Genomic DNA, 23,764 nt, shown 5'->3' on the forward strand with positions numbered 1-23,764 from the left:
ATAAAACGGGATGCAGAGCAAAAAAGAACCGGTAAAGATCCTGGTGGTGGATGACGATGCCCCCCATCGCTACATGCTGCGGGCCATGCTGGCCCAATGGGGCTGGCAGACCGAGGAGGCCGCCGACGGGCTGGCCGCCGTGGAGGCGGTACGACAGCAACCCTTCGATGCCATCCTGATGGATGTCCGGATGGCCCGGATGGACGGCATGGAGGCCCTGGGCCGCATCCAGACCCACAACCCGGCAATCCCGGTGGTGATCATGACCGCCTACTCCTCCATCGATTCGGCGGTGGCGGCGATCAAGGCCGGAGCCCGGGACTACCTGACCAAGCCCCTGGATTTCGAACGGTTGCGCCTGACCCTGGCCAAGGCCCTGGATCACCGCCAGGTGGAGGAATCCCGCCTGCAACACAATGGCGAGACCATGGCCGACCTGGACACCGCCGGTATCATCGGCCAGTCGGCGCCCATGCGGGAGCTGCTGGAGATGATCTTCTATGTGGCCCCCACCGAGGCCACGGTCCTGATCAGCGGCGAATCGGGCACCGGCAAGGAGCTGGTGGCCACCGCCCTGCACCGCAACAGCGCCCGCAAGGATGGCCCCTTTATCAAGGTCAACTGCGCCGCCCTGGTGGAAAGCCTGCTGGAATCGGAACTTTTCGGCCATGAAAAAGGGGCCTTCACCGGGGCCGACCGCCGCCGGGAGGGCAAATTCCGCCAGGCCGACGGCGGCACCATCTTTCTGGATGAGATCAGCGAAACCTCGCCGGCCATGCAGGCCAAGCTGCTGCGGGTGTTGCAGGAGCACGAGATCCAGCGGGTGGGGGGCCAGGAGACCATCAAGGTGGATGTCAGGGTGATCGCGGCCAGCAACCGGGTTCTGGAGGAAGCGGTGGAGGAGGGCAAGTTCCGCGAAGACCTTTTCTACCGGCTCAACGTGGTCACCATGCCGGTGCCGCCCCTGCGGGAGCGGCCCGAGGATATCCCCCCGCTGGCCGCCCATTTCGTGGAAAAGTTCGCCGCCCGCAACCGCCGCCGGGTGGAGGGGATCACCCCGGGGGCCATGGCCATGCTGCGCGATCATCCCTGGCCGGGCAATGTCCGGGAGTTGGAAAACGCCATTGAACGAGGGGTAATCCTGATGCGCGGCGATTACCTGGATGAACAGAGCCTGCCGCTGAGCCTGCGCCGCCCCGGCAACCGGGAGAGCGATACCCCCACCGCCCCCACCCCGGCTTCCCTGGAGGAGGCGGAAAAGATGGTCCTGCAAAAAACCCTGGAGGAGACCGGGGGCAACCGCAGTGAGACCTCCCGCCGCCTCAACATCACCCGCAAAACCCTGCTCAGCAAGATCAACAAGTACGGCTTATAGTTCCCCGTTCTCCCCGCTCTGGACCCGCCAGAGGCCGGCGTAAACCCCGCTCCGGGCCAACAGGGCCTCGTGGGTGCCCCGTTCGGCGATGGTTCCGTCCACCAGCACCAGGATCTCATCGCAATGGCGGATGGTGGAGAGGCGGTGGGCCACGGCCACGGTCATCCGACCCCGGCGGAAGCGGAGCAGGTTTGCCTGGATCAGCTCCTCGGTCCGGGTATCCACGGCGGAGGTGGCCTCATCCAGCACGATCAGGGCCGGATCGCGCAGGACCGCCCGGGCCAGGGAGATCCGCTGGCGCTGGCCCCCGGAAAGTTTGAGACCCCGTTCTCCGATCATGGTGTCATACTGCTCCGGCAACTGATCGATGAATTCAGCGGCTCCGGCGATCCTGGCCGCCTCCCGCACCGCTTCCAGCCCGGCTCCGGGTGAACCAAGACGGATATTTTCCGCGACGCTGCCGAAAAAGAGAAAGGCCTCCTGGGAAACGTAGCCCACATGACGGCGGTAACTCTCCAGCTTGAGCCGGGTCAGAGGCCGGCCATTGACCAGAATCTCCCCCGTTGCCGGATCATAGTAGCGCAGCAGCAGTTTCACCAGGGTACTCTTACCCGCCCCGGTGGGCCCGACAATCCCCAATACCCGCCCCCGCTCCAGTTCAAAACCGACCTTGCGCAGCACCAGCCGGCCCGGGCGGTACTCAAAGCCGACATTACGCAAAGAGATCCTGGCCGGAGCACCGGCCAGCTCTTCGGCCTGGGAATGGTCCCGCACCACGGGGGCGGTGGTCAGCAGGCGGGAGATGCGGCGGGCCGAGGCCTCCGAGCGCTGAATCTGGTTGATCAGCATCCCGAAAATAAAGAGGGGGAAAACCAGGCGAACGGCAAAAAGAACGAAGGTGGTGAAGTTGCCCAATGAGGGGCCGTGCTCGGTGGCGGTCAACCAGGCCCCCACCGAGATCAGCAGGGCAAAGGCCACCCCCGCCACCAGATAGATCAGGGGAATGAACTTGGCCCGCTCCCGGGCGGCGCTGATGGCGGCAGCGACATACTCCCGGGAACGGCGGGAGAGCCGCCGCAACTGCTCCTCCTCGGCGGTGAAGGCCTGGATCACCCCAATGCCCCGGATATTGTTTTCCAGGATACTGTTGATCTCCCCCACCGTGCGGCGGGCCTTGCGATACTGGGGTTGAACCCGGGTGGCGAAAAAACGGACGGCGACCACCGCCACCGGCAACGGGGCGATCAACAGCAGGGCCAGGCGCCAGTCCAGCCAGAAGAGAAAGCCGTACACCCCGACAAAGGTGATCACCAGCCGAACAATATTGGTGGTGATGTCGGAGAAGAAATGCTCCAGATTGTCCACGTCGTTGGAGGCCACCGCCAGCAGATCCCCGGTTTGCCGCTCCTCGAAGAAACCGGCATCCAGGGTCTGCATCCGGGCATAGACCGCCATCCGCAGGTCGTGGCGCACCTCCTGGGCCATGGAATCCAGGCAGTAGTCGCTGATACTCTGGAAAACCGCCAGGGCCAGAAAGGTGCCCAATACCGCCAGACCGAACCAGACAAAGATGGTCGAAGAGGTTTCGCCGGCCCCCCGGGCGGCGATGGCATCCACCACCCAGCCGATCAGGACCAGGGGCAGCAGATCGAAAAGACGGGCCAGGGCATTGAGGACCAGGCCGATGCCGATCCGCACCTTGTAGGGGGCGACAAAGGGGAAAATCTTCCAGAGATAATGACCCAGGGGGGCGGAATAACCCTGGTCATCCTGCTCCGGGTCAGGCTCGTGGGGAGTTGGCTTGGCGGTCACAATCGATCCGGTTAACCCTAGTGGCGCCAGTCGGCGAAAATTTCGTCGGCCATGGGGGCAGTGGTCAACTCCCGCTCCCGTCCCGCTGTTTCGGCCGTTACCACGGCCCGGCCCTTGGCGCGGCAGCTCTTGCCGGCATAGCGCAAGACCAGGGCGGCGGCGGCGGCCAGGTCCCGTTCCTCCTGTCCCCGGGAGTCGGCCGGGGCCGCCGGGGTGCTGGGGCGGCGCAAAACGGCGGTGGGCCCGGGATCATCCCGCAGGTTGAGGAGCCAGTCGGAGGGCAGGGCCAGGGTTTGCAAACGGTCGTTTTCCGGCTCATCACGCCCCAGCACCAGCCAGGCCCCGCCGGGTAGCCGCAGCACCCGCCCGGCCAGCAGCAGGCGGATGTCGGCGGCGGCCGGAATCTTGCCGGCCAGGGCGGCCTCCCCGTAAAGCCCCCGGATCCGCTTGGCCAGATTGGGATCGGTTAAAACGCAGCCGCCGCCGGGGCTTTCATAATCCTCAATCCCGAAACGGGCCGCCAGTTCAATCTGGGGCGTGCGATTGCGGCCCCGGAAAGCCAGCAGCCGCTCCCGGTCCACCAACCCTTCCCGTTCCGGCCGGGTGGGGGGCAAATGGCGGGCGCTCAGGGGGCGGAGCAGCAGATCATCACAGCCGCTGTCCCGTTCAATTACCCGCAGGGTATCACGGCGCTGGGACATGGGCCGCTGGCCCAGAACCTCACCGGAGATCAGGAAGGAGGCGTCAAGTTCCGCCAACATCCGCCGGGCCTCGCCCATCAGCAGGACCTTGCAGTCAACACAGGGGTTGAAGTTCTTGCCGTAGCCGTGGGCTGGGGCCGCCAGCATCCGCAGATAGGGTTCGGTGAGATCCCGCAGCATCACCTCGATTCCGTAGCGCCGCCGAACCTCGGCCCGATAGGCTTCAGGATCGGCCAGCAGGGCCGCGCCGAAAAAGGGGGTGACGAACTTGACCGCCACCACCCGGACCCCCTGCTCCATGATCAGGCGGCAGGCCAGGGTGCTATCCAGGCCGCCGGAGTATAGGGCCAGGGCGGTGGTCATCGGGATCTATTCCTCTTGCTGGCCAGCAGTTCGCTGGCGTACTCCATGGTTTTGGCGGTAACCTCGTCACCGGCCAGCATCCGGGCCAATTCGGCGGGTCGTTCCTCTTCGGCCAGACCCACCACCTCGGTGACGGTGCGCTCGCCGCTGCTTTTTTTCCGTACCACGTAATGATCATCGGCCCCGGCGGCAATCTGGGGCAGGTGGGTGATGCAAAGGACCTGATGATGGCCGGCCAGTTCCCGGATTTTGCGGGCCACCGACTCGGCGGTTTTGCCGCTGATCCCGGCGTCCACCTCGTCGAAAATCACGCTCTCCACCTTGTCCTGCCGGGCCAGAATCGATTTGAGGGCCAGCATCAGGCGGGAAAGCTCCCCTCCCGAAGCCACCTTGGCCACCGCTTTCAGGGGTTCGCCGGGATTGGCGGAAAAAACAAATTCGGGCCGGTCCCAACCCAGACGGGTCAGACGTTCAAGATCGCCGACCACCGGCATCTCCACCGCGAAGCGGGCCTGTTCCAGGGCCAGGGAGGCCAGCTCCCGTCCCACCCGTTGGCTGAAATCATCGGCCACCTGCCGGCGGGCGGCGGAGAGCTGGCCGGCCAGCAAGACCAGTTCCGTCTCCAGCTCCGCCTGCTCCCGTTCCAGCTCGTTTAAGGCAACCTCCAGATTTTCCAGGTTCTCCAGCTCCCGGCCGGCCTCCTCGGCAAAACGCAGCACCTCGTCAATGGTGGGGCCATACTTGCGCTTCAGCCGCTGCAGCTGGTCGATGCGGGCGGTGACCTGGTCGAGCCGGGCCTGGTCGCTGGGCAGTTCCTGCAAATAGCGGGAGATCTCAAGCTGGGCCTCTTCCAGGATAAAAGAGGCCCCCGCCACCTCCTCGGCCAACTTGGCCACCCCCTCATCCAGGGTCGCCATCTGCTCCAGGTTTTTGCGCACCAGGGCCAGGGGGCCGTTGATCTTGCCGGCCAGGTCGGAGTAACAGTGCTGGCCCAGGGCGATCAGGCTGTCGGAGGCCTTCAGCCGGTCCCGCTCATCGAGCAGCCGCTGATCTTCGCCCACTGCCGGGGCGATCTCGGCAATCTCCTGGCACTGAAAACTTAAAAAATCGCGCCGCTGCTCCTTGTCCTGCTCCCGGCTCCGCAGCTCATGCAACCGGGCCTTAACCTCCTGCCACTGCTCGAAACGGGCGCTGAAGGTCCGGCGCTGCTCCAGCAAATCGCCGGCGGCATCGATGCAGTCCAGGTGATAGCGGGCCTGGAGCAACTGCTGATGGTCGTGCTGGCTGGCCACGCTGAGCAGATGCTCGACAATGCCGCCGACGGTGGCGGCGGTGGCCATGGAGCCGTTGAGGTAAAAACGGCTCTTGCCCTTGGCGCCGATCACCCGCTTGACGATCAGTTCGCCGGCCTCCCCGGAGGCGGGCTGGTCTTCGGCGGCCAGCACCCCCGCCACCGCCAACACCTTGAGCAGTTCGTCATGATCGGGATCAAATTCAAAAAAGGCCTCCACCGTGGCCTGGTCGGCCCCGCTCCGCACCCAGTCCCCCGAGGCCCGGCCCCCGGCCAGCAGGTGGATGGCCTGCAAAATGATCGATTTACCCGCCCCGGTTTCCCCGGTCAGGACGATCAGCCCCGGCCCCAGGCTGAGCCGCAGCTCCTCGATCAGGGCAAGATTGTTGATCCATAGTTCTTTGAGCATCGGCCAAAGATACCGTATCCTTCCGGAATTGCAATAAAGGCCAACAAGTTATGGCATTTTGGCCGCTTCATCGGTATCATACGGAGCAGCGCAACTTTTAGGGCCAAACGGTGTCTCTTGATTGAACCAAAAACCGCTTTCTCCGCAAACCGGCAACTATTTTCCATGACCGACTTTTTTCATGCCACCATGCAGAACCTGCTTGGGCGTATCAAACGCGCCCCCGCCCTGCTCTGCCTGTTGATCCTGGCCGTTATCCAGCCCATGCCGGCCCAGGCCGTGAGCATCCAGGACGAGCGGGAGCTGGGTGAACGGCTGCTCGTCCTGATCCGCAAGGAGTTCAAGCTGCTCGACGAACCGGATATCAGCACCTATATCCGGGCCCTGGGCAAGGAGGTGCTGGACGTGGCCGGCCCCCAACCCTTCAATTACCACTTCTTTGTCATCAACAACCGGGAGTTCAACGCCTTTGCCGCCCCCTCTGGGCTGATCTTTATCCATTCCGGCCTCATCGAGGCCAGCGACAGCGAAGGGGAACTGCTCAGCGTCATGGCCCATGAGGTGGGGCATGCCGCCAGCCGTCACTACGCCGACCGGACCGACAAGATGCAACGGATCAACCTGGGGGCCACCGCCCTGGCCCTGGCCGGTATGATCCTGGGTGGGGGCAGCGCCCTGGGTGAGGCGGTGGTGGCCGGCTCCCTGGCCGGGGGCGCCACCGCGGCCCTCCAGTTCAGCCGCCAGGATGAAGAGGAGGCCGACCGGCTGGCCTGGAAGTGGATGCATGAGATGGGCCGCGACCCGGCAGAAATGCTGGGAATGCTGCGCAAAATGCGCAACATCAGCCGCTTTCGCCGGGCCCAGTTGCCCCCCTACCTATTGACCCACCCCGAGCCGGAACAGCGGCTCTCCTATATCGAGGATCGCCTCCACATGGAAGGGCTGCCCACCCGGCCCCAGCCGCGGCTGAGCGATGCCGATTTCGAGTTCCAGTTCCATCGAGTCCGCCAGCGGATCTTTGCCCTGACCCGTTCCCCCCAGGAGCTGCTGCCGGCCCTGCAGCACCGCCTGCGCGGCGGCGACGATGCCCCGGAAGTCTTCATGGCCCGTTTCGGGCTCTCCCAGGTTTATCTGGCGGAGCGTCAGTACGACAAGGCGATCGCCGAGCTCAATAAAGTAATCGACCGCTTCCCCCAACAGGCCATCCTGCTGGCCGACCTGGCGATCATCCAATTTGAAGCCGGCCGCCATGAAACAGCCCTGGGCAACATGGCCCAAGCGATCAAGCGGGAACCGGACAACCCCTATATCCTTTTCCACCGGGCCCGGATCTATCAGCAACTGGGCCAGCTCGCCGCCGCCCTGCCCATCTACGAGCGTCTGCTGACCATGACCCCGGACCACTCCCGCCTCCATTTCCGTTACGGCCAGGCCCGTTCCGACCTGGGCGACCGGGCCGCCGGCCACTACCATCTCGGTCTTTACCACTGGTACGAAGGGGATGCCCGCATGGCCAGCCACCACCTGAACGAGGCGATCCGCCTTGACCCGGCCAATGAGGAAGGCACCATCGGCCGGCTGGCCCGGGCCCAGCTGGCCAGCATTGCCCGCCTGGAAAAATAGGCTCCGGCAATGTGGCGCCCCGATGATATCGTGCTGGAGCATTACCGGGTGGAATCGGCAGCACCCGATCCCGCCGGCGATGGTGGGATGCTTTTTAACTGCCGCCACCTCTCCCGCCCCTTCCGGGCCCAGTTGGAAACCCCTTCCCCCCGACTGCTGACCGGCCCAGCCGGTTTACGCCAGATCATCAACCGAGCCGAACAGCGGATCCGGCTGGGAATGCACCCCAATCTGGCCGCCGCCTTCAATCTCCGCTTCAGCCGGCGGCTGCCGGTGCTGATCGGCGAAGCAGTGGCCGGGGAAAGCCTGGCCCAGCGGCTGGCCGCCGGCAGATGCGGCCACAACCCCAGGATCGAGCTCTCCCTGGCGATCCAGTTTTGCCACGGCCTGGAGCATTGCCACAAGCTGGGAATCATCCACGGCCGACTCAGTCCAGCCACCATCACGATCACCCCCCACTCCCTGCTCAAGGTGACCGGCTTCGGCCTGACCGCCCCTGACGAGCAGTTGGAACCCAACCGGTTAACAACCCTGATCAGCGAAGATATCCGGGCCTTCGGCATCTGCATGTGGCGCATCTTCTGTTCCACCCCACCCTATCTCGACCGCAAACGGCCCGGCAAACCGCAACCGGTCAACCCCCAACTCACCTTTCCGGTCCCGCTCCAGGTGGCCCTGCTCAGAAGTACCGCCAACGATTCGGCCCGGCGTTACCGCACCTTCGCCGAGCTGCGCCACGATCTCAACCTGGCCTACCGTAAGCTCTACAATATTCCCTGCCCCTATTTTGAGCCGCCCCACGCCGATTATCGAGCGGAAATTCTCAATAATCAGGCGGTGATGCTGCTGGAGGAGGGGAAAAAGCGGGCCGCGGCCCAAAAGCTGGCCCGCAGCCTGGAAAGCAACGATACCCTGCCGGAGGCGGTTTACAACGACCTGCTCCTCCGCTGGCTGGAGGGAAGCGACCCGGCTCGGATTCTCGGCCGGATTGCCGCTTTGCGCCGAGCTGACCATAAACAACCCGAACTGCCGACCCTGGAACGGGCGATAAAATTGCAATCGGTCCAATCCGGGGCCGCCGTCCAGGAAACCCGGGAGGCAAAACCACAATTCCGCATGGTCGCGCCCGCCTCCCGGCTCGCCATCTACCGCCGCAACCCGGCCCGGAAAAAACTGGAGCAAAATCTTCTCGACCATCTTCGCCAGAGACGCTACCAGGCCTGCCACGATCTCCTGCTGACCGCCTGGGCCCGGGAGGGTTTCCGCAAAGACAAATTTTTCAACGGGATTTACAACGAGTTATTACTGGTTCGAGAAAAGAGGCAGCCGCTCCAGGCCCAACGTTTCCTGAAACTTGGCGGCCACCAGAGCCCGGTGATCGCCCTGGCCGCCATCCCCCGCAGCCGCCGGATCGTCTCCCTGGGGGCCGACGGTGGGCTGCTCATCCACGATCTGGGCAGCATCGGCAAACCGGCCAGCCGTAAAAAGCGGGAACTGCAGGCCACCTGTCTGGCGGTCTCCCCCGATGGCGAGCATCTGGCGGTGGGGAACCGGGACGGCGGGGTCAGGCTCTTGTCCCCCCGCGACGGCCAGGCCACGGGGGCGGCCCAGAGCCACCAGGCACCGATAAGCGCCCTGGCCTTTAATCACGACGGCAAACTGCTGGCTTCCGGCGACGAAGATGGCTCCATCATGGTTCGCCGGCTGGCCACCGCCGCCGAACATCAGGCTGCCCCGGCGGGGAGCGGCCCCATCCGCGCCCTGCTCTATCCCGGCGACGACCTGGGGCTGATCTCCGCCGGCGAGGACGGGGTGTTGCGGGACTGGAAAAGCCGGCTGCGGGAATGTACCGCCGCCATCCCCGCCCATGAGGGCCCCATCCTCGCCCTGGCCGCCAGCGGCCAGGGCGAGGAGATCCGGTTGATCTCCGCCGGAGCTGACCGCCTGGTCAAGATTCAGCGGCGGACCGAGGAGCAGTGCCGGCAAACCCTCACCGGCCATGGGGGAAAGATCACCGCCCTCCTCACCCTGGCCGACGGCCGGACCCTGGTCTCCGCCGGCGATGACGACCTGATAATGGTCTGGAATCTGGCCGGGGCCGGCAACCTTTTCACCTTGGATGGGCGGGGCGACGGGATCTGCAGCCTGGCCCGCGGTCACCGCCCCCACACCTTCCTGGCCGGGCGCCACGATGGCACCATCAATATCTGGATGCTGATCTATCAACTCAATTTCGATCTTCTCTAAACCATGACCACCCCGGACCCCAATGTTCCCCTGGCCGAAAGGATGCGGCCCGACAGCCTGGCCGAGTTTGTCGGCCAGCGCCACCTGCTTGATGACGACAAACTGCTGGGGGGACTGCTGCGCACCGGCCACCTGCCCTCCCTGCTGCTCTGGGGGCCGCCGGGCTCGGGCAAAACCACCCTGGCCCGCCTGCTGGCCCGGAGCAGCGGGGCGGATTTCATCTTCTTTTCGGCGGTTCTCTCCGGGGTCAAGGAGATCCGGGAGATCGTCGAACGGAGCCGCCGACTCAAGGAGGAATCGGGGCGGGGCTGCCTTCTTTTCGTCGATGAAATCCATCGTTTCAACAAAAGCCAGCAGGACGCCTTTCTGCCCCACGTGGAGGCGGGACTGATCACCCTGATCGGCGCCACCACCGAAAACCCCTCCTTCCAGGTGATCGCCCCCCTGCTCTCCCGCTGCCGGGTGCTGGTCCTCAACCCCTTGGAGCCGGAAGATCTGGAGCGGATTCTGCGGGCCGCCCTGGCCGATGGTCGGCGGGGCCTGGGCGAACTTCAGTTGCGCATCAGCGATGAAGCGGTCGCCCACCTGGTGGGGATCGCCGACGGTGACGCCCGCAACCTGCTCAACAGCCTGGAGATCGCCGCTGCCCTGGCCGCCGACCGGCACCAAGAGCAAAAAGAGGAAGGAGCCGGCGGGATAATCGAGCTGGCCACGGTGGAGGAAGCCCTGCAGCGCAAAAGCCTGCGCTACGACGCCGACGGCGAGGAGCACTACAACCTGATCTCCGCCCTCCACAAGAGCCTGCGGGACAGCGACCCGGACGGCGCCCTCTACTGGCTGGTCCGGATGCTGATGGCCGGCGAGGAACCGCTCTATATCGCCCGCCGCCTGATCCGGTTCGCCTCGGAAGATGTGGGTCTGGCCGACCCCCAGGCCCTGGCTCTGACCCTCCAGGCCCGGGAGGCCTACCACCTGCTGGGCAGCCCGGAAGGCGAACTGGCCCTGGCCCAGGCCACCGCCTACCTGGCCACCGCGCCTAAAAGCAACGCGGTTTACGTTGCCTATAACCAGATCCGGGAATGTGTCCGCCGCACCGGCACCCTGGCGGTGCCCCTGAACCTGCGCAACGCCCCCACCCGGCTGATGCGGGAGCTGGGCTACGGCAAGGATTATCAGTACGCCCACGATGACCGCCTGGGCCTGGTGGAACAGCAGCACCTGCCCGACCAGCTCCAGGGAACCAGCTTCTACCAGCCCACCAACCGGGGCTATGAAGCGGTGGTCAAGGACCGCCTGGAGAAGTGGCGCAAGATTCTGGCCCAGAGGAAGGGCGGCAGTTAACTTCTTGTTATAAAAAGAAAAGCAACTTAATAACCATCATAAAGCACGAGAAAATAATAATCTTTGGTTAGCCCTGAAAAAAAACTTTTGTTTTTTAGCCTCTTGCCTTATAGTAGAACCTTGAAAGATTTTTTTATTGCTTTTGTGGAATTTACCACCCTGTACCACATCGCCCCCTAAAAAGGAATCCGATGAAGACAGTGGAACAGCTTCGCGCCATGTCGATCTGTGTTGTGGATGAAGATCCGGCCAGGGCGGACCTACTATGCGACACCTTGGCCATTGAAGGACGTTTCGGTTCAGTCAGCAGGTTGGATTCAGCCGAGGCCCTGCGGCAACGCGTTCATCCCCCCAACCCTTTCGAATCTCCCCAACCCCTGGATCTGGTCTTGCTGAGCGAATCCCTGCCCCAGGGAGACTCGCTGGAGACCTGCGCCCTTCTTGATCAATCCGGCATCGCCCCGGTGGTGATGATGGACGCCGTTGAACAGTGGCATGACGACCAGGTCGCCCGGGCCTTTGACGCCGGGGCGGTGGACATCCTCTTTCGCCCCTGGTCAAATCCGGAAACTGTCTCCCGGGTATATCTCGCCTTGCGCCTCCAGCAGGAGCGGCTGGCCCGCCGCCAGCGCGAGGAGCGACTGGAACTGGAACTGGCGGAAAGAAGAATCATGGAGGCCCGTCTCCAGTACCGGGCGACCAACGATGAGCTCACCGGCCTGGCCAATCGCGGCCAGCTTGAGCGGGCCCTGGAGCTGGCCCTGATCCGGGCCAAGAATTTTCAGCGGCCCGGAGCCCTGCTCTATATCGATCTGGACCAATTCAAACTGGTCAATGATACCGAGGGCCACGACTCGGGTGATCGCCTGCTGGGCCAGATGGCCGCCCTCCTGCGCCGCAAGGTCCAGCCCAGCCACCTGGCCGCCCGGATCGGCTCCGATGAGTTCGCCGTCCTCCTGGAGCAAACTCCCCGCTCCACGGTATTCAGCCTGGCCGAAGAGCTGCGGGAGCTGTTCCACAGCCACTGCTTCGAGGGGCGACTGGGTCGCTATCATTTAGGGGCAAGCATCGGCATTGCCCTGCTGGCCCCCAACGAACGGCTGGAAGGCGGGGAGCTGCTGGCCAGGGCCGACCAGGCCTGCCATGTCGCCAAAATCAGGGGCCGAAACCGGGTGCACTGCTACGACTCCACCGATCCCGAAGTGCTGGGCCTGCAACGGGATGCCAGTTGGATCCCCATTTTGCGGGAGGCCCTTAAGGCGAGTAATTTCAGCCTGGTATTCCAACCCATCGTCCAGGCCCGGGGCGGCATCTGCCGTCACTATGAGGCCCTGGTCCGGCTGTCGCAGAACGGCAGACTCCATGGCCCGGGGGAGTTTATCCCGGCGGCGGAACGGGTGGGCCTGATCCACCAGATCGACCTCTGGGTGGTGGAAGCGGCCATCGACCGCCTGGCGGCCCTGCCCCCCACCGACCAGCCCATCACCCTGAGCATCAATCTCTCGGCCTACGCCTTCCGTAACCCCGACCTGATGCCCCTGCTGGAACGCAAGCTGGAGATGACCGGCCTGGCCCCCAGCCGCTTGATGTTTGAAGTTACCGAAACATCGGCGGTAACCCAACTGGCCCAAACCCGCAAACTGGTGGAAAGGATGCGGGCCCTGGGCTGCCGTTTCGCCCTGGATGATTTTGGTTCCGGTTTCTCCACCTTCAGCTACCTGAAACATTTCCCAGTGGATTTGCTGAAAATTGATGGCGGCTTCGTGGTCAACATGCTCAACAATAAAACCGATGAGTTGCTGGTCCGCTCCATGGTGGGGTTGGCCCATAGCCTGGGCAAACCGGTGGCCGCCGAGTTCGTGGAAAATGAAGCCACGGCCCAGCGTTTGCGCGAGATCGGGGTCGACTACCTGCAGGGCTACCATTTGGGTCGCCCCCAAGCCCGCTTCGAACCGGAGCCGGCGGTCGAGTTTTCCTCCCCGGAGGCGGCGCCGCTCCCGGTGGCGCCCTTCGCGGCCCTGGCGGCCTGAGACTTAGAGATGCCCAGCTCCCCATGGCCGGCAGATAGCGGATCCTTTTCTCACCCCGCCCCCTTCTCCCCCCATGATCTGCTGCGCGGCGACGTAACCCTCTCCTCCCCCCCCACCCTCTACCATGAACTCAACCGGGTGCTGGAAACTCCCGGCGGTACCGCCAAGGACGCCGCCGCGGTAATTGAACAGGATCCGGCCCTCACCGCCCGCCTGCTGGCCCTGGTGAACAGCTCATTCTTCGGACTTTGCCGCCGGGTATCCACCGTTGCCCACGCCATCACCATGGTGGGGCTGCGCGAACTGCGCCATCTGGTTCTGGCCACGGTGGTGCTGGAACGGTTCCGCGGTATTGGCAGCGATCTGGAGGATATGGGCTCATTCTGGCGGCAAAGTCTGGCCTGCGCCCTGCTCTGCCGGCGACTGGAGGATGGGACGGTGGCCAGGGAAGAGACCGGGCTCCTTTTCACCGTGGGCTTGCTCCACCGGATCGGCGATCTGATTATCTTTCGCCGGGCTCCGGAACTGGCCCGACAGGCCCTGTTGCGCCACCGCGACTACGGCCTGCCCCTGTGGGAGGCGGAACGGACGGTGCTGGGTTTCGATCACGGTGATGTCGGGGCCAAACTGGCGGAGTTATGGCAATTTCCGCCGGTGATGGTCGAACTCCTCCGCTTTCAGCAGCGGCCGAAGCTGGCGCCCACCCACCCACGGCTCTGCGCCATTCTCTACCTGGCGGTCAACACGGCCCAGGAAGAGATGTTGCCGCCGGCCTCCGCTCCCTGCTGGACCATTGCCGGAACCACCCCGGAAACCCTGGGCGGGCTAAAAACCGAGATCCTGAACCAGGCCGCCGAGATTGCCAAAATTTACGGCCTGCCTTCCTGAACTGGCCTGCCCCCACCTTGCCCCTGAACACAAAAAGCCCGCTCCGGCCAAAATTCCGGAGCGGGCTTAACACTTCGTGACGGGGCCGACAAGCCCCGCCGAATCGGCCTGAACTTAGGCGCCGAAAGCCTTCTGCAGGGGCGGCACGGTCTGCTTTTTCCGGCTCATCATCCCATCAACCCACATGGTATTGTTGCTGAGCTTGCCGTTGAAGGCCTTCTCGATGACCCCCGGCTCGTCGGACAGCACCAGCAGCTCGGAGCCTTCCTTGACCACGTCGGTCAGCATCATGATAATCGAATGCCGGCCCTCGGCCTTGACCGCTTCCAGGCCCTTCACCAGATCGGCCCGCATGGGAGCGACCTGATCCAGGGTGGCCAGCTCCAGCTGACAGATACCAACCTTCTTGCCACCCATGTCGAAGTCCTTGTAGTCACGGAAGATCAGGTCCTTGATCGGCACCCCGTCCACGGCGGACTTGGCCTTGAGCATCTCCATGAAGAGACCGTCGGTGTCGGAAACCCCGGCGATTCCGGTCAGGGCCTTAACGGCGGCCTTGTCCTCGTCGGTGCAGGTGGGGGACTTGAAGTTGACGGTGTCGCTCAAAATGGCGCAGAGCATGGCGCCGGCGATGTTCTTGGGCAGCTCGACGTTGTTGTTCTTGTACATCTCATGGAGCACGGTGCAGGTGCAACCAACCGGCTTGGCATAGAAGAAGATGGGGCCGCCGGTGGTGATGTCACCGATCTTGTGGTGATCAACAATGGCCACCACGTTGGCGTCCTTGATGTTGGCCGGAGCCTGGGCGATGTCACTGAAATCCACCAGGGCAACATCCTTGCCGCCGGCATCGGTGAACTCGGCCGGCTGGGGCAGACCGAATTTATCCAGCACCAGCTTGCTCTCGGGATTGAGCTCCGCGGACTGCACCACCGGTACCGCGTCGGTACCGGTGGCCTTCAGGTAATGGGCAAACGCAATGGCGCCGGCTACGGAATCGGTATCGGGGCTGGAATGACCTACGACATACACTGACATGGTTACTTCCTCCTTGGGCTTGGGTGAAATATGGTTAACAGACAGCAACAGTGCAGCAAAATTGCCGCAGAATAGTGGGATTGCCGGGCCCAGTCAAGGGAAAATATCAGCCGGGCACCACCACGGACCGGCAAAAATAAAACTCGGTTTTCAGCTTTTTATTCTCTTTTCCCCTTGCCATCAACAGGTGGTCATGATATAAGTTGAGAGTGTTTTTATAACGCCGTAGGAGTGCAGATATTATTTGTGATTGAACAGATTACGAATAAAGCAAGCCGCACGGGTCTTTTCTGTGCGGTTTTTTTGTATCAGCGTTCATACGGCAAGCCGGGTTCTCCAATGGAGCTCGGTGAACTTATCAAGTGGTCCCGGATGGGGCCGCGTCCAGCAAGGAGTAGCAGATCATGGCAGAAGGTACAGTAAAGTGGTTCAACGACGCAAAGGGTTATGGCTTCATCGCTCAGGATGGCGGCAGTGATGTGTTTGTGCATCATTCCGCGATTGAGGGCCAGGGTTTCAAGTCCCTGCAAGAGGGAGCACGGGTCGAGTTCGAAATCGTGGACGGACCCAAGGGCCCGGCGGCCGGCAACGTTCGTCAGCTCTAAAAGACAACTTTGAATCACCCAAAGCCCCGCGCCGTCATGGCGCGGGGCTTTTTTTTTGCTTGTATAATCCCCAACCGTGCTATATTTTTGGCTGTTAACCAACTTTAGAATCTTCTTACCGGAGGAGGTTTCGCAAGATGACCATCAATCAGAGGGACTTCGCCCAAGCCCTGGCGGTGGGTCGCCCCCCCAATATCAGCAAACTCTTTCCCCACTCCCAAGCCCTGATCGTCAGCGGCAAGGTTATCGACCGGGCCATGCTGCTCAAAGGTCGCTGCATGACCATTGCCGCCAACGCCCGCAACAGCTTCATCATTCGCGGGGCCCTCCTGGCCGCCCAGCGGGCCGACGCGGCCCTGATCATTGAGATCGCCCGGTCCGAAGGGGGGGCCAAGGCCTACTGTCCGATCAATTACTGGAACATGGCCACCATGGTGGACGCGGCCATGAACGAACTGGGGATTACCGTGCCGGTGGCGATCCACGCCGACCATTACGGACTCAAAAAGGAGAGCGATCTCGATTTCGCCAAGATAGAGATCCCCACCCTGTTTGAGGCTGGAATTACCTCGATTGCCATCGACGCCTCCCACCTGCCGGACGAGAAAAATCTGCTGACCAACCTCTCGCTAAGTCAACTGATTCCGACCTGGGCCGGTTATGAGACCGAAGTCGGCGAAATCAAGGGGACCAGCGGCCTATCCACCCCCGACGAGGCTCTCTTTCTGATCCAGGGCCTCAACGCCCACGGCGTTTTCCCCGACTGGATCGCCCTGAACAATGGAACCACCCATGGAATAGAGGCCAGCGACGCCGGGATCGACGTGGAGTTGACCCGCGTCATCCATGACCAGCTCTCCCCCTACCGGATATCGGGGGCCCAGCACGGCACCTCCGGCAACAGTTCCGAACGGCTGCGAGCCATCGCCGAACAGACCCGCACCACCAAGGCCAACGTGGCCACCGCCCTGCAGATGGTTTCCTGGGGGGTGGAGGTCAACGACTACGGCAATGCCAGACTTGACGAGAATGGACGCTTTATCAAGCTGAAAGGCCAGGGGGTCAGCGAGGCGCTGTGGAATGAGATGGTGGCTTATGCCACCGAAAAAGGCTGGAAGGCGGGCAACTACAAAAACCTGAACCTGCCCTTTGAAAACCGGCTGCTGGGCCAGCCCCGGGCCATCCGGGAACGGATGATCAAGCGGGTGGAGGATTTTGTTTACCGGCTGCTGACCGAAGTTTTCAACGCCGAGGGTACCGCCACCCTGGCGGTGGAGGCCATTTTAAATCAGGGGAGTTACAACTTGGGGCCCAAGGCGGAACGGCTGGAAGATCCGGCCCAGTGGAGCGGGGAGAAGATTGCCGCCCGGGCCGCCAACCTGGACAGCGACAAGGGGCCGGCGGGAGACTACGACGACTGAAAGTAACCGGGAGGGCCGACTTTCCGCGGCTCTCCTGAAGACAACCCCTATTTCTTTTCAGTCTTACCCAGATCCTTGACCTTGTCGACCTCCTCCTTGAGTTCCTCTTTCAGCGACTTGACATCGCTGATTCCGCTCTCCTGCTCCACCTCACGGACCCCTTTCTTAAAGGAGCTGATGGCCTTACCCAGCCCCGAACCGATCTCCGGCAGCTTCTTGCCGCCGAAAACCAGAAAAGCGATGACCAGGATCACGATCAACTCGGGCATTCCCAAACCAAACATGGCATTTCTCCTTAACTTGTAGCTCCATGGACCGGCCCGAACCTACCTGCGGCCCCCAGCCGGAAACAGTTCCCACCTTTTTACCTTATATCGTGCCGAAATAAAACCTTCTTTCGCAACCCCAGCCAAACACCGGCAAACCATCCTGCTTTTCCCTTGCCTGACCGGGCCACCATGGTTAGAATCTCGAAGCTCAACTCAACCAGCGAAAAAGGATAAGGAATCAAGATGATTAAAGCCACCATTGGCACCAGAATTGCCATCTTGCTGCTGCTTTGCGCCACCCTCTGGGTTGGCGCCCCCCCGCGGCAGGCAGCCGCCGATCAATTGGCGGTCCAGGAGGTTACGGTGGGGATCCCCCCCCTGGCCTACCTGGTGAAACGGATCGGCGGGGATTTGGTCAAGGTAACCACTCTGATCCCGGCGGGCCAGGACCCCCACAGCTTTGAGCCCAGCCCCGGCCAGGTGGCCGGGCTGAGTCGCTCCACCCTCTACTTTTCTCTGGATATGCCTTTTGAACGAACCCTGCTGGCCAGAATCGCCACCGACAGCAGGCCAAGGGTGATTGAGGCCGGTCGGGGGATCGTCAAACTGCCCATGCCCGAGCACCATCACGACCACGACCATGTGGAGGACCCGTCCCACGGACAGGGCGAACTCGACCCCCATATCTGGCTGGACCCCCAGCAACTGCTGGTCATCGCCCAACGGATCACCGACGCTCTCGGCGAGCAGGATCCCGCCCGGGCCTCCTATTATCTGGCCAACCAGCGGCAGCTGCAACATGAGATCGAGGCCCTGCACGCCCGGCTCGGCCAACTGCTGGCCCCCCTGGCCGGACGGACCTTCTACGTTTACCACCCCGCCTTCGGCTACTTCGCCAACGCCTACGACCTGCGACAGCGGGCGGTGGAGATCGGCGGCAAAACCCCCGCCCCCCGGCAGTTGATCAACCTGATCGACCAAGCCCACCAGGACGGCGTGCGGGTGATCTTCGTCCAGCCCCAGTTTGACCGCAAGAGTGCCGCCGCCGTGGCCCGGGCCATCAACGGGGTGGTGGTGCCTCTGGACCCCTTGACCGAAGATGTTCTCGCCAACCTGGCCGAAATGGCTGCCCGGATCCACCAGGCCCTGGGTGGCCTGACGGAGCAACAGGACCTCGGCGATCAACGACCATGAGCGCCGCCAACCAGCCAGCCGTCCTGATTCGCGACCTCCACTTCGCCTATGACCGGGTGCCGATCCTGGAGGCGGTCAATCTCCGAATCGATGAGCTGGATTCCCTCTGCATTGTCGGACCCAACGGCGGCGGCAAGACCACCTTACTAAAGCTGATCCTGGGCCTGCTGGAACCGGATCGGGGTCAGGTGCTGGTGCGGGGACGGCAGCCGGCGGCGATGCGCCTGCACCTGGGCTACGTCCCCCAGTACTCCCACTACGACCCCCTCTTTCCGGTGACGGTCCTGGACGTGATCCTGATGGGCCGCCTGGGCCGCCGCTGGGGGGGCTTCTACCGGGCCGCCGACCGCCGGGTGGCCCGGGAATCCCTGGCGCTGGTGGGGCTAAACCACTTGGAAAATCGACTTTTTTCGGCAATATCCGGCGGTCAGCGCCAACGGGTGCTGATCGCCCGGGCCCTGGCCTGCGAGGCCGAGATCCTGCTGCTGGACGAACCCACCGCCAATATCGACATGGAAACGGAGAATCAACTCTTCAACCTGTTGCGGGAGTTGAACCGGACCCGCACCATCGTGGTGGTTACCCATGACGTGGGTTTTGCCTCCAGCTTCTTCCAACGGATCGCCTGCGTCAACCGGCGGGTGGCCACCCACCCGGTGGCCGAACTGGATGGCCGAATGATCCATGAGCTCTACGGCGGCGACGTGGCCCTGATCCGCCACGATCACCACTGCGGGAAAGAGGGGGGGGATTGCGGTGTTTGAGTTTATCGAGGCCCTGCGCCACCCCGACATCACCTTCTTCCGCTACGCCTTCCTGGTGGGCGCCCTGGCCTCGATCTCCTTCGGGGTGGTGGGAACCTATGTGGTGGCCCGCCGGATCAGCTACCTGGCCGGGGCCATCGCCCACTGCGTGCTGGGGGGGATCGGGGCCGGGCTCTACCTGCGGCATAAGGTGGGAATCGCCTGGTTCGATCCGATCTACGGCGCGATCATCGCGGCCCTGCTGGCCGCCCTGATCATCGGCCTGGTCAGTCTCCACGCCAAACAGCGGGAGGACACGGTGATCGGCGCCCTCTGGGCCACCGGCATGGCCATCGGCCTGCTCTTCATCGCCAAAACACCCGGTTATGTTGAGCCGATGAGCTATCTTTTCGGCAACATCCTGCTAATCTCCCAAACCGATCTCTGGCTGGTGATCGGGCTGGATCTGGTGGTGGTGGGGATTGTCCTGCTCTGCTACAACCAGCTGCTGGCGGTGAGTTTCGATCAGGAGTTCGCCCGGCTGCGGGGCTTGAACAGCGAGCTCTACACCCTGCTGCTGCTGCTGCTCACCGCCCTGACCGTGGTCCTGCTGGTGCGGGTGGTGGGAATCGTGATGGTGATCGCCCTCCTGACCCTGCCGGCGGCGGTGGCCGGCACCTTCGCCCGCACTCTCTGGCAGATGATGCTGGGGGCAACCCTCTGCTGTCTGCTCTTCGTCACCCTGGGTCTGGCCCTGAGCTTCAACCACGATCTTCCCAGCGGCCCGGTCATCATCCTGGTGGCCGCCCTCTCCTATCTGCTGGCCCTGGCCGGCAAAAAAATCGCCACCCGCTGACCGGCTCCGCCACCGACTCAGCTGAAGGGGTTGAACCGGGCCGCGATATCACCGAACTCGGCCAGCAGCTTGGCCTCGTCGATGGTCAGCAGTTGCCGGTCACGCATCACCAGCCGACCGTCGATTATCGAGTGCTTCACATCCGCCCCCCGGGCCGCGTAGACCAGCTGAGAGACCGGGTGATAGAGCGGGGTCAGATGGGGCTGATGCAGGTCAAGCACGATGCAATCCGCCTTTTTACCCACCTCCAGAGTGCCGATCCGCTCTTCGGCCCCCAGCAGTTTTGCCCCGCCGCGGGTGGCCAGCCCCAAAACCGCCGGCGCGCTCACCGCCGTGGGGTCCAGCTTGTTGACTTTATGAATCTTGGCGGCCATATCCATCTCTCCGAACAGATCGACGTCGTTGTTGCTGGCCGCCCCGTCGGTACCCAGACCCACCGTGACTCCCGCCGCCAGCAGTTCCCCCAGCGGGGCCACCCCGGATGCCAGCTTCATGTTGCTCTCCGGGCAATGGGCGATCTTCACTCCCCGCCGGGCCAGCAGTTCGATCTCCCCCTCGCCCAGCCAAACCCCATGGGCCGCCACCGTCCGCTCATCGAGTACCCCCAGGGCTTCCAGATGGGCCACCGGATGCCGGCCATACTCTTTGCGGCAGTTGGCCACCTCGTCACGGGTTTCGGCCAGGTGGATCTGATAGATCAGATCATGCTTGCGAGCCACCCCATGCAGCTTCCGCAGCAACTCGGGAGAGCAGGTATAGACCGCGTGGGGAATCACGGTGATTTCAATTCTTTGATGGCCCCGGTAGCGGGCCACCAGATCCTCCAGGTAGGCAAAGCCGTTGGCCAGTTGGCCATAGCAGGGAGAGGGAAAATCGAAAAAACCCTCGCCCAGCCAGGCCCGCATCCCGCTCTCCTCGGCGGCCTTGGCCACTTCGGCGGAAAACAGATACATATCGCAAAAACTGGTGGTGCCGGAGCGGATCATCTCCGCCATGGAGAGCAGGGTTGAGCGGTAGACAATCTCGGGGGTCAACCTGGCCTCGGCGGGAAAGATATGCTCGGTGAGCCAGGTCATCAGGGGCAGATCGTCGGCCAGCCCCCGGAAGCAGCTCATGGCCGCGTGGGTGTGGGTATTGATCAGGCCCGGCATGATCAGGCCATGGGGGGTGTCCAGGCGGGGAGCGGTGGGGAAGCGGGCGGTCAGTTGGGCGGCCGGGCCCACCGCCGCGATCCGGTCCCCTTGGATCGCCACCGCGCCATCTCGCCACTGGCGCTCCTGATCATCCATGGTCAGCACCAGGGCCCCGGTCAGCAACAGGTCGATATCTTTTTCATTCATCGCGCAGAAACTCCAGCAGCAGTCGCTCCAGCCGGGCGGCGCAGGCCTCGCTTTCGCGAATGATCTCATCAAGGAGAATGGGCTTAAAATTATCGGGGTCGTTGACGTTGGAAACCACCGCGACTCCCAGCACCCGCATCCCGGCATGGCGGGCCACGATCACCTCGGGCACGGTGGACATCCCCACCGCGTCGGCCCCGCAATGGCGCAGGTAACGGGTTTCCGCCGGCGTTTCCAGGCTGGGACCGGGGATGGCCACATAGACTCCCTCGGCCAGGCGATCCAGCTCCAGCCGCCGGGCGCAGGCCCGGGCCCGGGCCAGCAGCCCCCGATCATAAGCGGTGGAGAGGTCGGGGAACCGGGGCCCCCAGGCGTCAATGTTGGGCCCCCGCAGGGGGTTGTCGGGGATAAAGTTGAGATGATCGTTGATCAGCATCAGGGTCCCGGGTTCAAAGGCGGGATTCAATCCGCCGGCGGCGTTGGAAACCACCAGCTCCCGGGCCCCCAGCAGGGAGAGAACCCGAATCGGCATGGTCAGGGTTTGGGCCGAATAGCCCTCGTAATAGTGGAAACGGCCCTGCATGATCGCCACCTGCCGCCCCCGCAGCCGACCAAAGAGCAGATTGCCGTGATGACCGGTCACCGTGGTCCGGGGAAAATGGGGAATGGCATCGTAGGGCACCAGCAGGGGGTCCTCGATCATCCCGGCCAGATGCCCCAGGCCGGTGCCCAAAACCAGGAGCACCTCCGGCTCGGCATGGAGCCGCTCCAGCAGATAGACCCGGGCCTCCTCCACCCGTTGGGGAAAGGTCGGTTCAGATGGCATGGCGTTCGATGAAATCTCGGATTACCCCGGGATCGGCGGCCAGCACCCGGCAACGGCTCTCCTTGTCGGCCAGTTGGGCCAGGGCCGGCGGCAACACCGGCGGCTGGCCGGTGGCGGCCTCCACCGCGGCGGCAAATTTGGCGGGGTGGGCGGTGGCCAGGCAAACCAGGGGCACCCCTTCCCGGCGACAGGCCAGGCCGGCGTATACCCCCACGGCGGTGTGGGGATCGAGGAGATAGCCATGCCGAGCCTTAAAGTCACGAATGGTGGCCAGGGTGGCGGCCTCATCGGCGCTGTGCGAAGCGAAATCGGCCTGGATCCGGGTGAGCCGCTCCCCGGCGAAGGAGAGTTTGCCGGTGGCGGCGAACCCCTCCATCTCCCGGCGGGTCGCTGCCGGGTCTTCCCCGTTGAGATAGTAAAGATAACGCTCGAAATTGCTGGCCAACTGGATATCCATGCTGGGGCTGCTGGTGGGGCGCACCTGGCTCACCGAATAATCGCCGGCCAGCACGAAACGGGTGAGCAGATTGTTCTCGTTGGTGGCCAGAATTAGCTGCCCGATCCGCTCCCCCAGCAGCCGGCGCGCCACAAAGCCGGCGAAGATATCACCAAAGTTGCCGGTGGGGACCGCAAAATCCACCGGGGTACCCCGCTCGTCGCCCAACCGCAGGGCCGCGTAAACATAGTAAACCACCTGGGCGACGATCCGGGCCCAGTTGATCGAGTTGATCGCCCCCAGCTGATGTTTCTCCTTGAATGGGATATCGTTGAACAGTCGCTTGACGATGGCCTGGCCGTCGTCGAAGGTGCCCTTGATCGCGATATTGAAAACATTGGCATCCAGCACCGTGGTCATCTGCCGCTCCTGGATCGGGCTGACCCGCTGGTGGGGATGGAGGATGAAGATATTGATCCGCTCCTTGCCCCGCACCCCGTAGATGGCGGCACTGCCGGTATCTCCCGAGGTGGCCCCCACAATGTTCATCCGCCCGCCGGAAGCCGCCAGCAGGTACTCAAAAAGATTGCCCAGCAGTTGCAGGGCCACATCCTTGAAGGCCAGGGTCGGCCCGTGGAACAGTTCCAGGATATGGCACTCTCCCTGCCGCGCCAAAGGGGTAACCTCGGGATGGTCGAATCCGGCGCAGGAGCGCTTGACCAGCCGCTCCAGGTCGGCGGCGGGGATATCATCAATGAAGAGGCCAAGGACCGCGCAGGCCAGATCGGGATAGGCCAGACCGCGCCACTGCTCGATGGTGGCGGCATCGACGGTGGGCAGCCGCTCCGGCAGCAACAGGCCACCATCGGTGGCCAGACCCATCATCACCGCCTCGGTGAAGGGAATGGGGGCGATCCCGCCCCGGGTGGAGAGATAGCGCATAGTCGTTATCCTTG

Annotated in this window: 19 protein-coding genes; 11 read left to right on the top strand and 8 right to left on the bottom strand. The window is 63.4% G+C overall.

Annotation, left to right across the window (positions count from 1 at the left end):
- Positions 1 to 10 precede the first annotated feature (10 nt).
- Entirely contained in the window at positions 11 to 1,375 is a 1,365-nt protein-coding gene (locus ACHHRT_RS00065) for a sigma-54-dependent transcriptional regulator (protein ID WP_395496619.1), read from the top strand.
- On the opposite strand, the gene ACHHRT_RS00070 is transcribed toward ACHHRT_RS00065, so the two are convergent.
- From ACHHRT_RS00070 to recN, 3 genes are read right to left on the bottom strand one after another with little or no spacing between them, the layout of a single operon-like run.
- Positions 1,370 to 3,187 carry an ABC transporter ATP-binding protein gene (locus ACHHRT_RS00070; protein ID WP_395496620.1) on the bottom strand — a complete coding sequence of 606 codons (1,818 nt, stop codon included), beginning with the start codon at positions 3,185 to 3,187 and terminating at the stop codon, positions 1,370 to 1,372. The two genes, ACHHRT_RS00065 and ACHHRT_RS00070, sit on opposite strands and share 6 nt — an antisense overlap.
- A 17-nt stretch (positions 3,188 to 3,204) precedes the next feature.
- Positions 3,205 to 4,251: a thiamine biosynthesis protein gene (locus ACHHRT_RS00075; RefSeq protein WP_395496621.1), complete on the bottom strand. Its 1,047-nt coding sequence runs from the start codon at positions 4,249 to 4,251 to the stop codon at positions 3,205 to 3,207.
- Complete coding sequence (gene recN, locus ACHHRT_RS00080) at positions 4,248 to 5,951, bottom strand: DNA repair protein RecN (RefSeq protein WP_395496622.1); 1,704 nt, start codon at positions 5,949 to 5,951, stop codon at positions 4,248 to 4,250. Before recN ends, ACHHRT_RS00075 begins: the two co-directional genes overlap by 4 nt.
- Positions 5,952 to 6,116: 165 nt before the next feature.
- On the opposite strand from recN, the gene ACHHRT_RS00085 reads away from it, so the two are divergent.
- The 5 genes from ACHHRT_RS00085 (at position 6,117) to ACHHRT_RS00105 (ending at position 14,080) form a co-directional block, all read left to right on the top strand.
- Entirely contained in the window at positions 6,117 to 7,574 is a 1,458-nt protein-coding gene (locus ACHHRT_RS00085; protein WP_395496623.1) for a beta-barrel assembly-enhancing protease, read from the top strand.
- A gap of 9 nt (positions 7,575 to 7,583) precedes the next feature.
- A complete protein-coding gene (locus tag ACHHRT_RS00090; protein WP_395496624.1) occupies positions 7,584 to 9,821 on the top strand; it encodes a hypothetical protein in 2,238 nt (745 codons plus the stop codon).
- A 3-nt stretch (positions 9,822 to 9,824) separates the two neighbouring features.
- Positions 9,825 to 11,162 (top strand): replication-associated recombination protein A, encoded by a 1,338-nt coding sequence (locus tag ACHHRT_RS00095; protein ID WP_395496625.1) that lies wholly within the window; start codon positions 9,825 to 9,827, stop codon positions 11,160 to 11,162.
- 191 nt (positions 11,163 to 11,353) lie between these two features.
- Positions 11,354 to 13,192 carry a putative bifunctional diguanylate cyclase/phosphodiesterase gene (locus ACHHRT_RS00100; RefSeq protein WP_395496626.1) on the top strand — a complete coding sequence of 613 codons (1,839 nt, stop codon included), beginning with the start codon at positions 11,354 to 11,356 and terminating at the stop codon, positions 13,190 to 13,192.
- A gap of 9 nt (positions 13,193 to 13,201) precedes the next feature.
- A complete protein-coding gene (locus ACHHRT_RS00105) occupies positions 13,202 to 14,080 on the top strand; it encodes an HDOD domain-containing protein (protein ID WP_395496627.1) in 879 nt (292 codons plus the stop codon).
- Positions 14,081 to 14,194: 114 nt separating this feature from the next.
- Here the strand turns inward: ACHHRT_RS00105 and ACHHRT_RS00110 are convergent, their stop codons facing one another.
- Entirely contained in the window at positions 14,195 to 15,118 is a 924-nt protein-coding gene (locus tag ACHHRT_RS00110) for a manganese-dependent inorganic pyrophosphatase (protein ID WP_395496628.1), read from the bottom strand.
- A gap of 404 nt (positions 15,119 to 15,522) precedes the next feature.
- Between ACHHRT_RS00110 and ACHHRT_RS00115 the strand changes: the two genes are divergently transcribed.
- The gene (locus ACHHRT_RS00115) at positions 15,523 to 15,723 is read left to right on the top strand and encodes a cold-shock protein (protein ID WP_395496629.1); all 201 of its coding nucleotides are present in this window, start codon (positions 15,523 to 15,525) and stop codon (positions 15,721 to 15,723) included.
- A gap of 137 nt (positions 15,724 to 15,860) precedes the next feature.
- Positions 15,861 to 17,144, top strand: coding sequence for a class II fructose-bisphosphate aldolase (locus ACHHRT_RS00120; protein WP_395496630.1), 1,284 nt, complete (start codon positions 15,861 to 15,863; stop codon positions 17,142 to 17,144).
- Between the two features lie 47 nt (positions 17,145 to 17,191).
- Here ACHHRT_RS00120 and tatA read toward each other — a convergent pair whose 3' ends face one another.
- Positions 17,192 to 17,428: a twin-arginine translocase TatA/TatE family subunit gene (tatA, locus tag ACHHRT_RS00125; RefSeq protein WP_395496631.1), complete on the bottom strand. Its 237-nt coding sequence runs from the start codon at positions 17,426 to 17,428 to the stop codon at positions 17,192 to 17,194.
- A gap of 228 nt (positions 17,429 to 17,656) precedes the next feature.
- Here tatA and ACHHRT_RS00130 point away from each other — a divergent pair, with 228 nt between their 5' ends.
- Genes ACHHRT_RS00130 through ACHHRT_RS00140 form a run of 3 tightly spaced genes read left to right on the top strand, consistent with a single transcriptional unit; the run spans position 17,657 to position 20,206 of the window.
- On the top strand, positions 17,657 to 18,607 hold the full coding sequence (locus tag ACHHRT_RS00130) for a metal ABC transporter solute-binding protein, Zn/Mn family (protein ID WP_395496632.1): 951 nt from the start codon (positions 17,657 to 17,659) through the stop codon (positions 18,605 to 18,607).
- Positions 18,604 to 19,371: a metal ABC transporter ATP-binding protein gene (locus ACHHRT_RS00135; RefSeq protein ID WP_395496633.1), complete on the top strand. Its 768-nt coding sequence runs from the start codon at positions 18,604 to 18,606 to the stop codon at positions 19,369 to 19,371. Before ACHHRT_RS00130 ends, ACHHRT_RS00135 begins: the two co-directional genes overlap by 4 nt.
- Positions 19,364 to 20,206, top strand: a complete 843-nt coding sequence (locus tag ACHHRT_RS00140) for a metal ABC transporter permease (protein WP_395496634.1) — start codon at positions 19,364 to 19,366, stop codon at positions 20,204 to 20,206. Before ACHHRT_RS00135 ends, ACHHRT_RS00140 begins: the two co-directional genes overlap by 8 nt.
- Before the next feature lie 17 nt (positions 20,207 to 20,223).
- On the opposite strand, the gene ACHHRT_RS00145 is transcribed toward ACHHRT_RS00140, so the two are convergent.
- From ACHHRT_RS00145 to thrC, 3 genes are read right to left on the bottom strand one after another with little or no spacing between them, the layout of a single operon-like run.
- A complete protein-coding gene (locus tag ACHHRT_RS00145) occupies positions 20,224 to 21,546 on the bottom strand; it encodes an amidohydrolase family protein (protein ID WP_395496635.1) in 1,323 nt (440 codons plus the stop codon).
- Positions 21,539 to 22,372 carry a purine-nucleoside phosphorylase gene (locus tag ACHHRT_RS00150; RefSeq protein ID WP_395496636.1) on the bottom strand — a complete coding sequence of 278 codons (834 nt, stop codon included), beginning with the start codon at positions 22,370 to 22,372 and terminating at the stop codon, positions 21,539 to 21,541. The genes ACHHRT_RS00145 and ACHHRT_RS00150 overlap by 8 nt, the downstream gene beginning before the upstream one ends.
- Positions 22,362 to 23,750, bottom strand: coding sequence for a threonine synthase (thrC, locus tag ACHHRT_RS00155; RefSeq protein ID WP_395496637.1), 1,389 nt, complete (start codon positions 23,748 to 23,750; stop codon positions 22,362 to 22,364). Before thrC ends, ACHHRT_RS00150 begins: the two co-directional genes overlap by 11 nt.
- Between the last annotated feature and the right edge of the window lie 14 nt (positions 23,751 to 23,764).

The organism is Desulfurivibrio modestus (genome assembly GCF_044068625.1).
In the GTDB taxonomy this organism is placed as follows: Bacteria; Desulfobacterota; Desulfobulbia; order Desulfobulbales; family Desulfurivibrionaceae; genus Desulfurivibrio.

Excerpts from the sequence above, each read along its gene's own strand:
- thrC (WP_395496637.1), bottom strand. The coding sequence starts at position 23,750 with ATGCGCTATCTCTCCACCCGGGGCGGGATCGCCCCCATTCCCTTCACC.
- ACHHRT_RS00135 (WP_395496633.1), top strand. The coding sequence starts at position 18,604 with ATGAGCGCCGCCAACCAGCCAGCCGTCCTGATTCGCGACCTCCACTTC.
- ACHHRT_RS00110 (WP_395496628.1), bottom strand. The coding sequence starts at position 15,118 with ATGTCAGTGTATGTCGTAGGTCATTCCAGCCCCGATACCGATTCCGTA.
- ACHHRT_RS00065 (WP_395496619.1), top strand. The coding sequence starts at position 11 with ATGCAGAGCAAAAAAGAACCGGTAAAGATCCTGGTGGTGGATGACGAT.
- ACHHRT_RS00145 (WP_395496635.1), bottom strand. The coding sequence starts at position 21,546 with ATGAATGAAAAAGATATCGACCTGTTGCTGACCGGGGCCCTGGTGCTG.
- ACHHRT_RS00100 (WP_395496626.1), top strand. The coding sequence starts at position 11,354 with ATGAAGACAGTGGAACAGCTTCGCGCCATGTCGATCTGTGTTGTGGAT.
- ACHHRT_RS00075 (WP_395496621.1), bottom strand. The coding sequence starts at position 4,251 with ATGACCACCGCCCTGGCCCTATACTCCGGCGGCCTGGATAGCACCCTG.
- ACHHRT_RS00085 (WP_395496623.1), top strand. The coding sequence starts at position 6,117 with ATGACCGACTTTTTTCATGCCACCATGCAGAACCTGCTTGGGCGTATC.
- ACHHRT_RS00105 (WP_395496627.1), top strand. The coding sequence starts at position 13,202 with ATGCCCAGCTCCCCATGGCCGGCAGATAGCGGATCCTTTTCTCACCCC.
- ACHHRT_RS00130 (WP_395496632.1), top strand. The coding sequence starts at position 17,657 with ATGATTAAAGCCACCATTGGCACCAGAATTGCCATCTTGCTGCTGCTT.
- tatA (WP_395496631.1), bottom strand. The coding sequence starts at position 17,428 with ATGTTTGGTTTGGGAATGCCCGAGTTGATCGTGATCCTGGTCATCGCT.
- ACHHRT_RS00095 (WP_395496625.1), top strand. The coding sequence starts at position 9,825 with ATGACCACCCCGGACCCCAATGTTCCCCTGGCCGAAAGGATGCGGCCC.
- ACHHRT_RS00120 (WP_395496630.1), top strand. The coding sequence starts at position 15,861 with ATGACCATCAATCAGAGGGACTTCGCCCAAGCCCTGGCGGTGGGTCGC.
- recN (WP_395496622.1), bottom strand. The coding sequence starts at position 5,951 with ATGCTCAAAGAACTATGGATCAACAATCTTGCCCTGATCGAGGAGCTG.
- ACHHRT_RS00090 (WP_395496624.1), top strand. The coding sequence starts at position 7,584 with ATGTGGCGCCCCGATGATATCGTGCTGGAGCATTACCGGGTGGAATCG.
- ACHHRT_RS00150 (WP_395496636.1), bottom strand. The coding sequence starts at position 22,372 with ATGCCATCTGAACCGACCTTTCCCCAACGGGTGGAGGAGGCCCGGGTC.
- ACHHRT_RS00115 (WP_395496629.1), top strand. The coding sequence starts at position 15,523 with ATGGCAGAAGGTACAGTAAAGTGGTTCAACGACGCAAAGGGTTATGGC.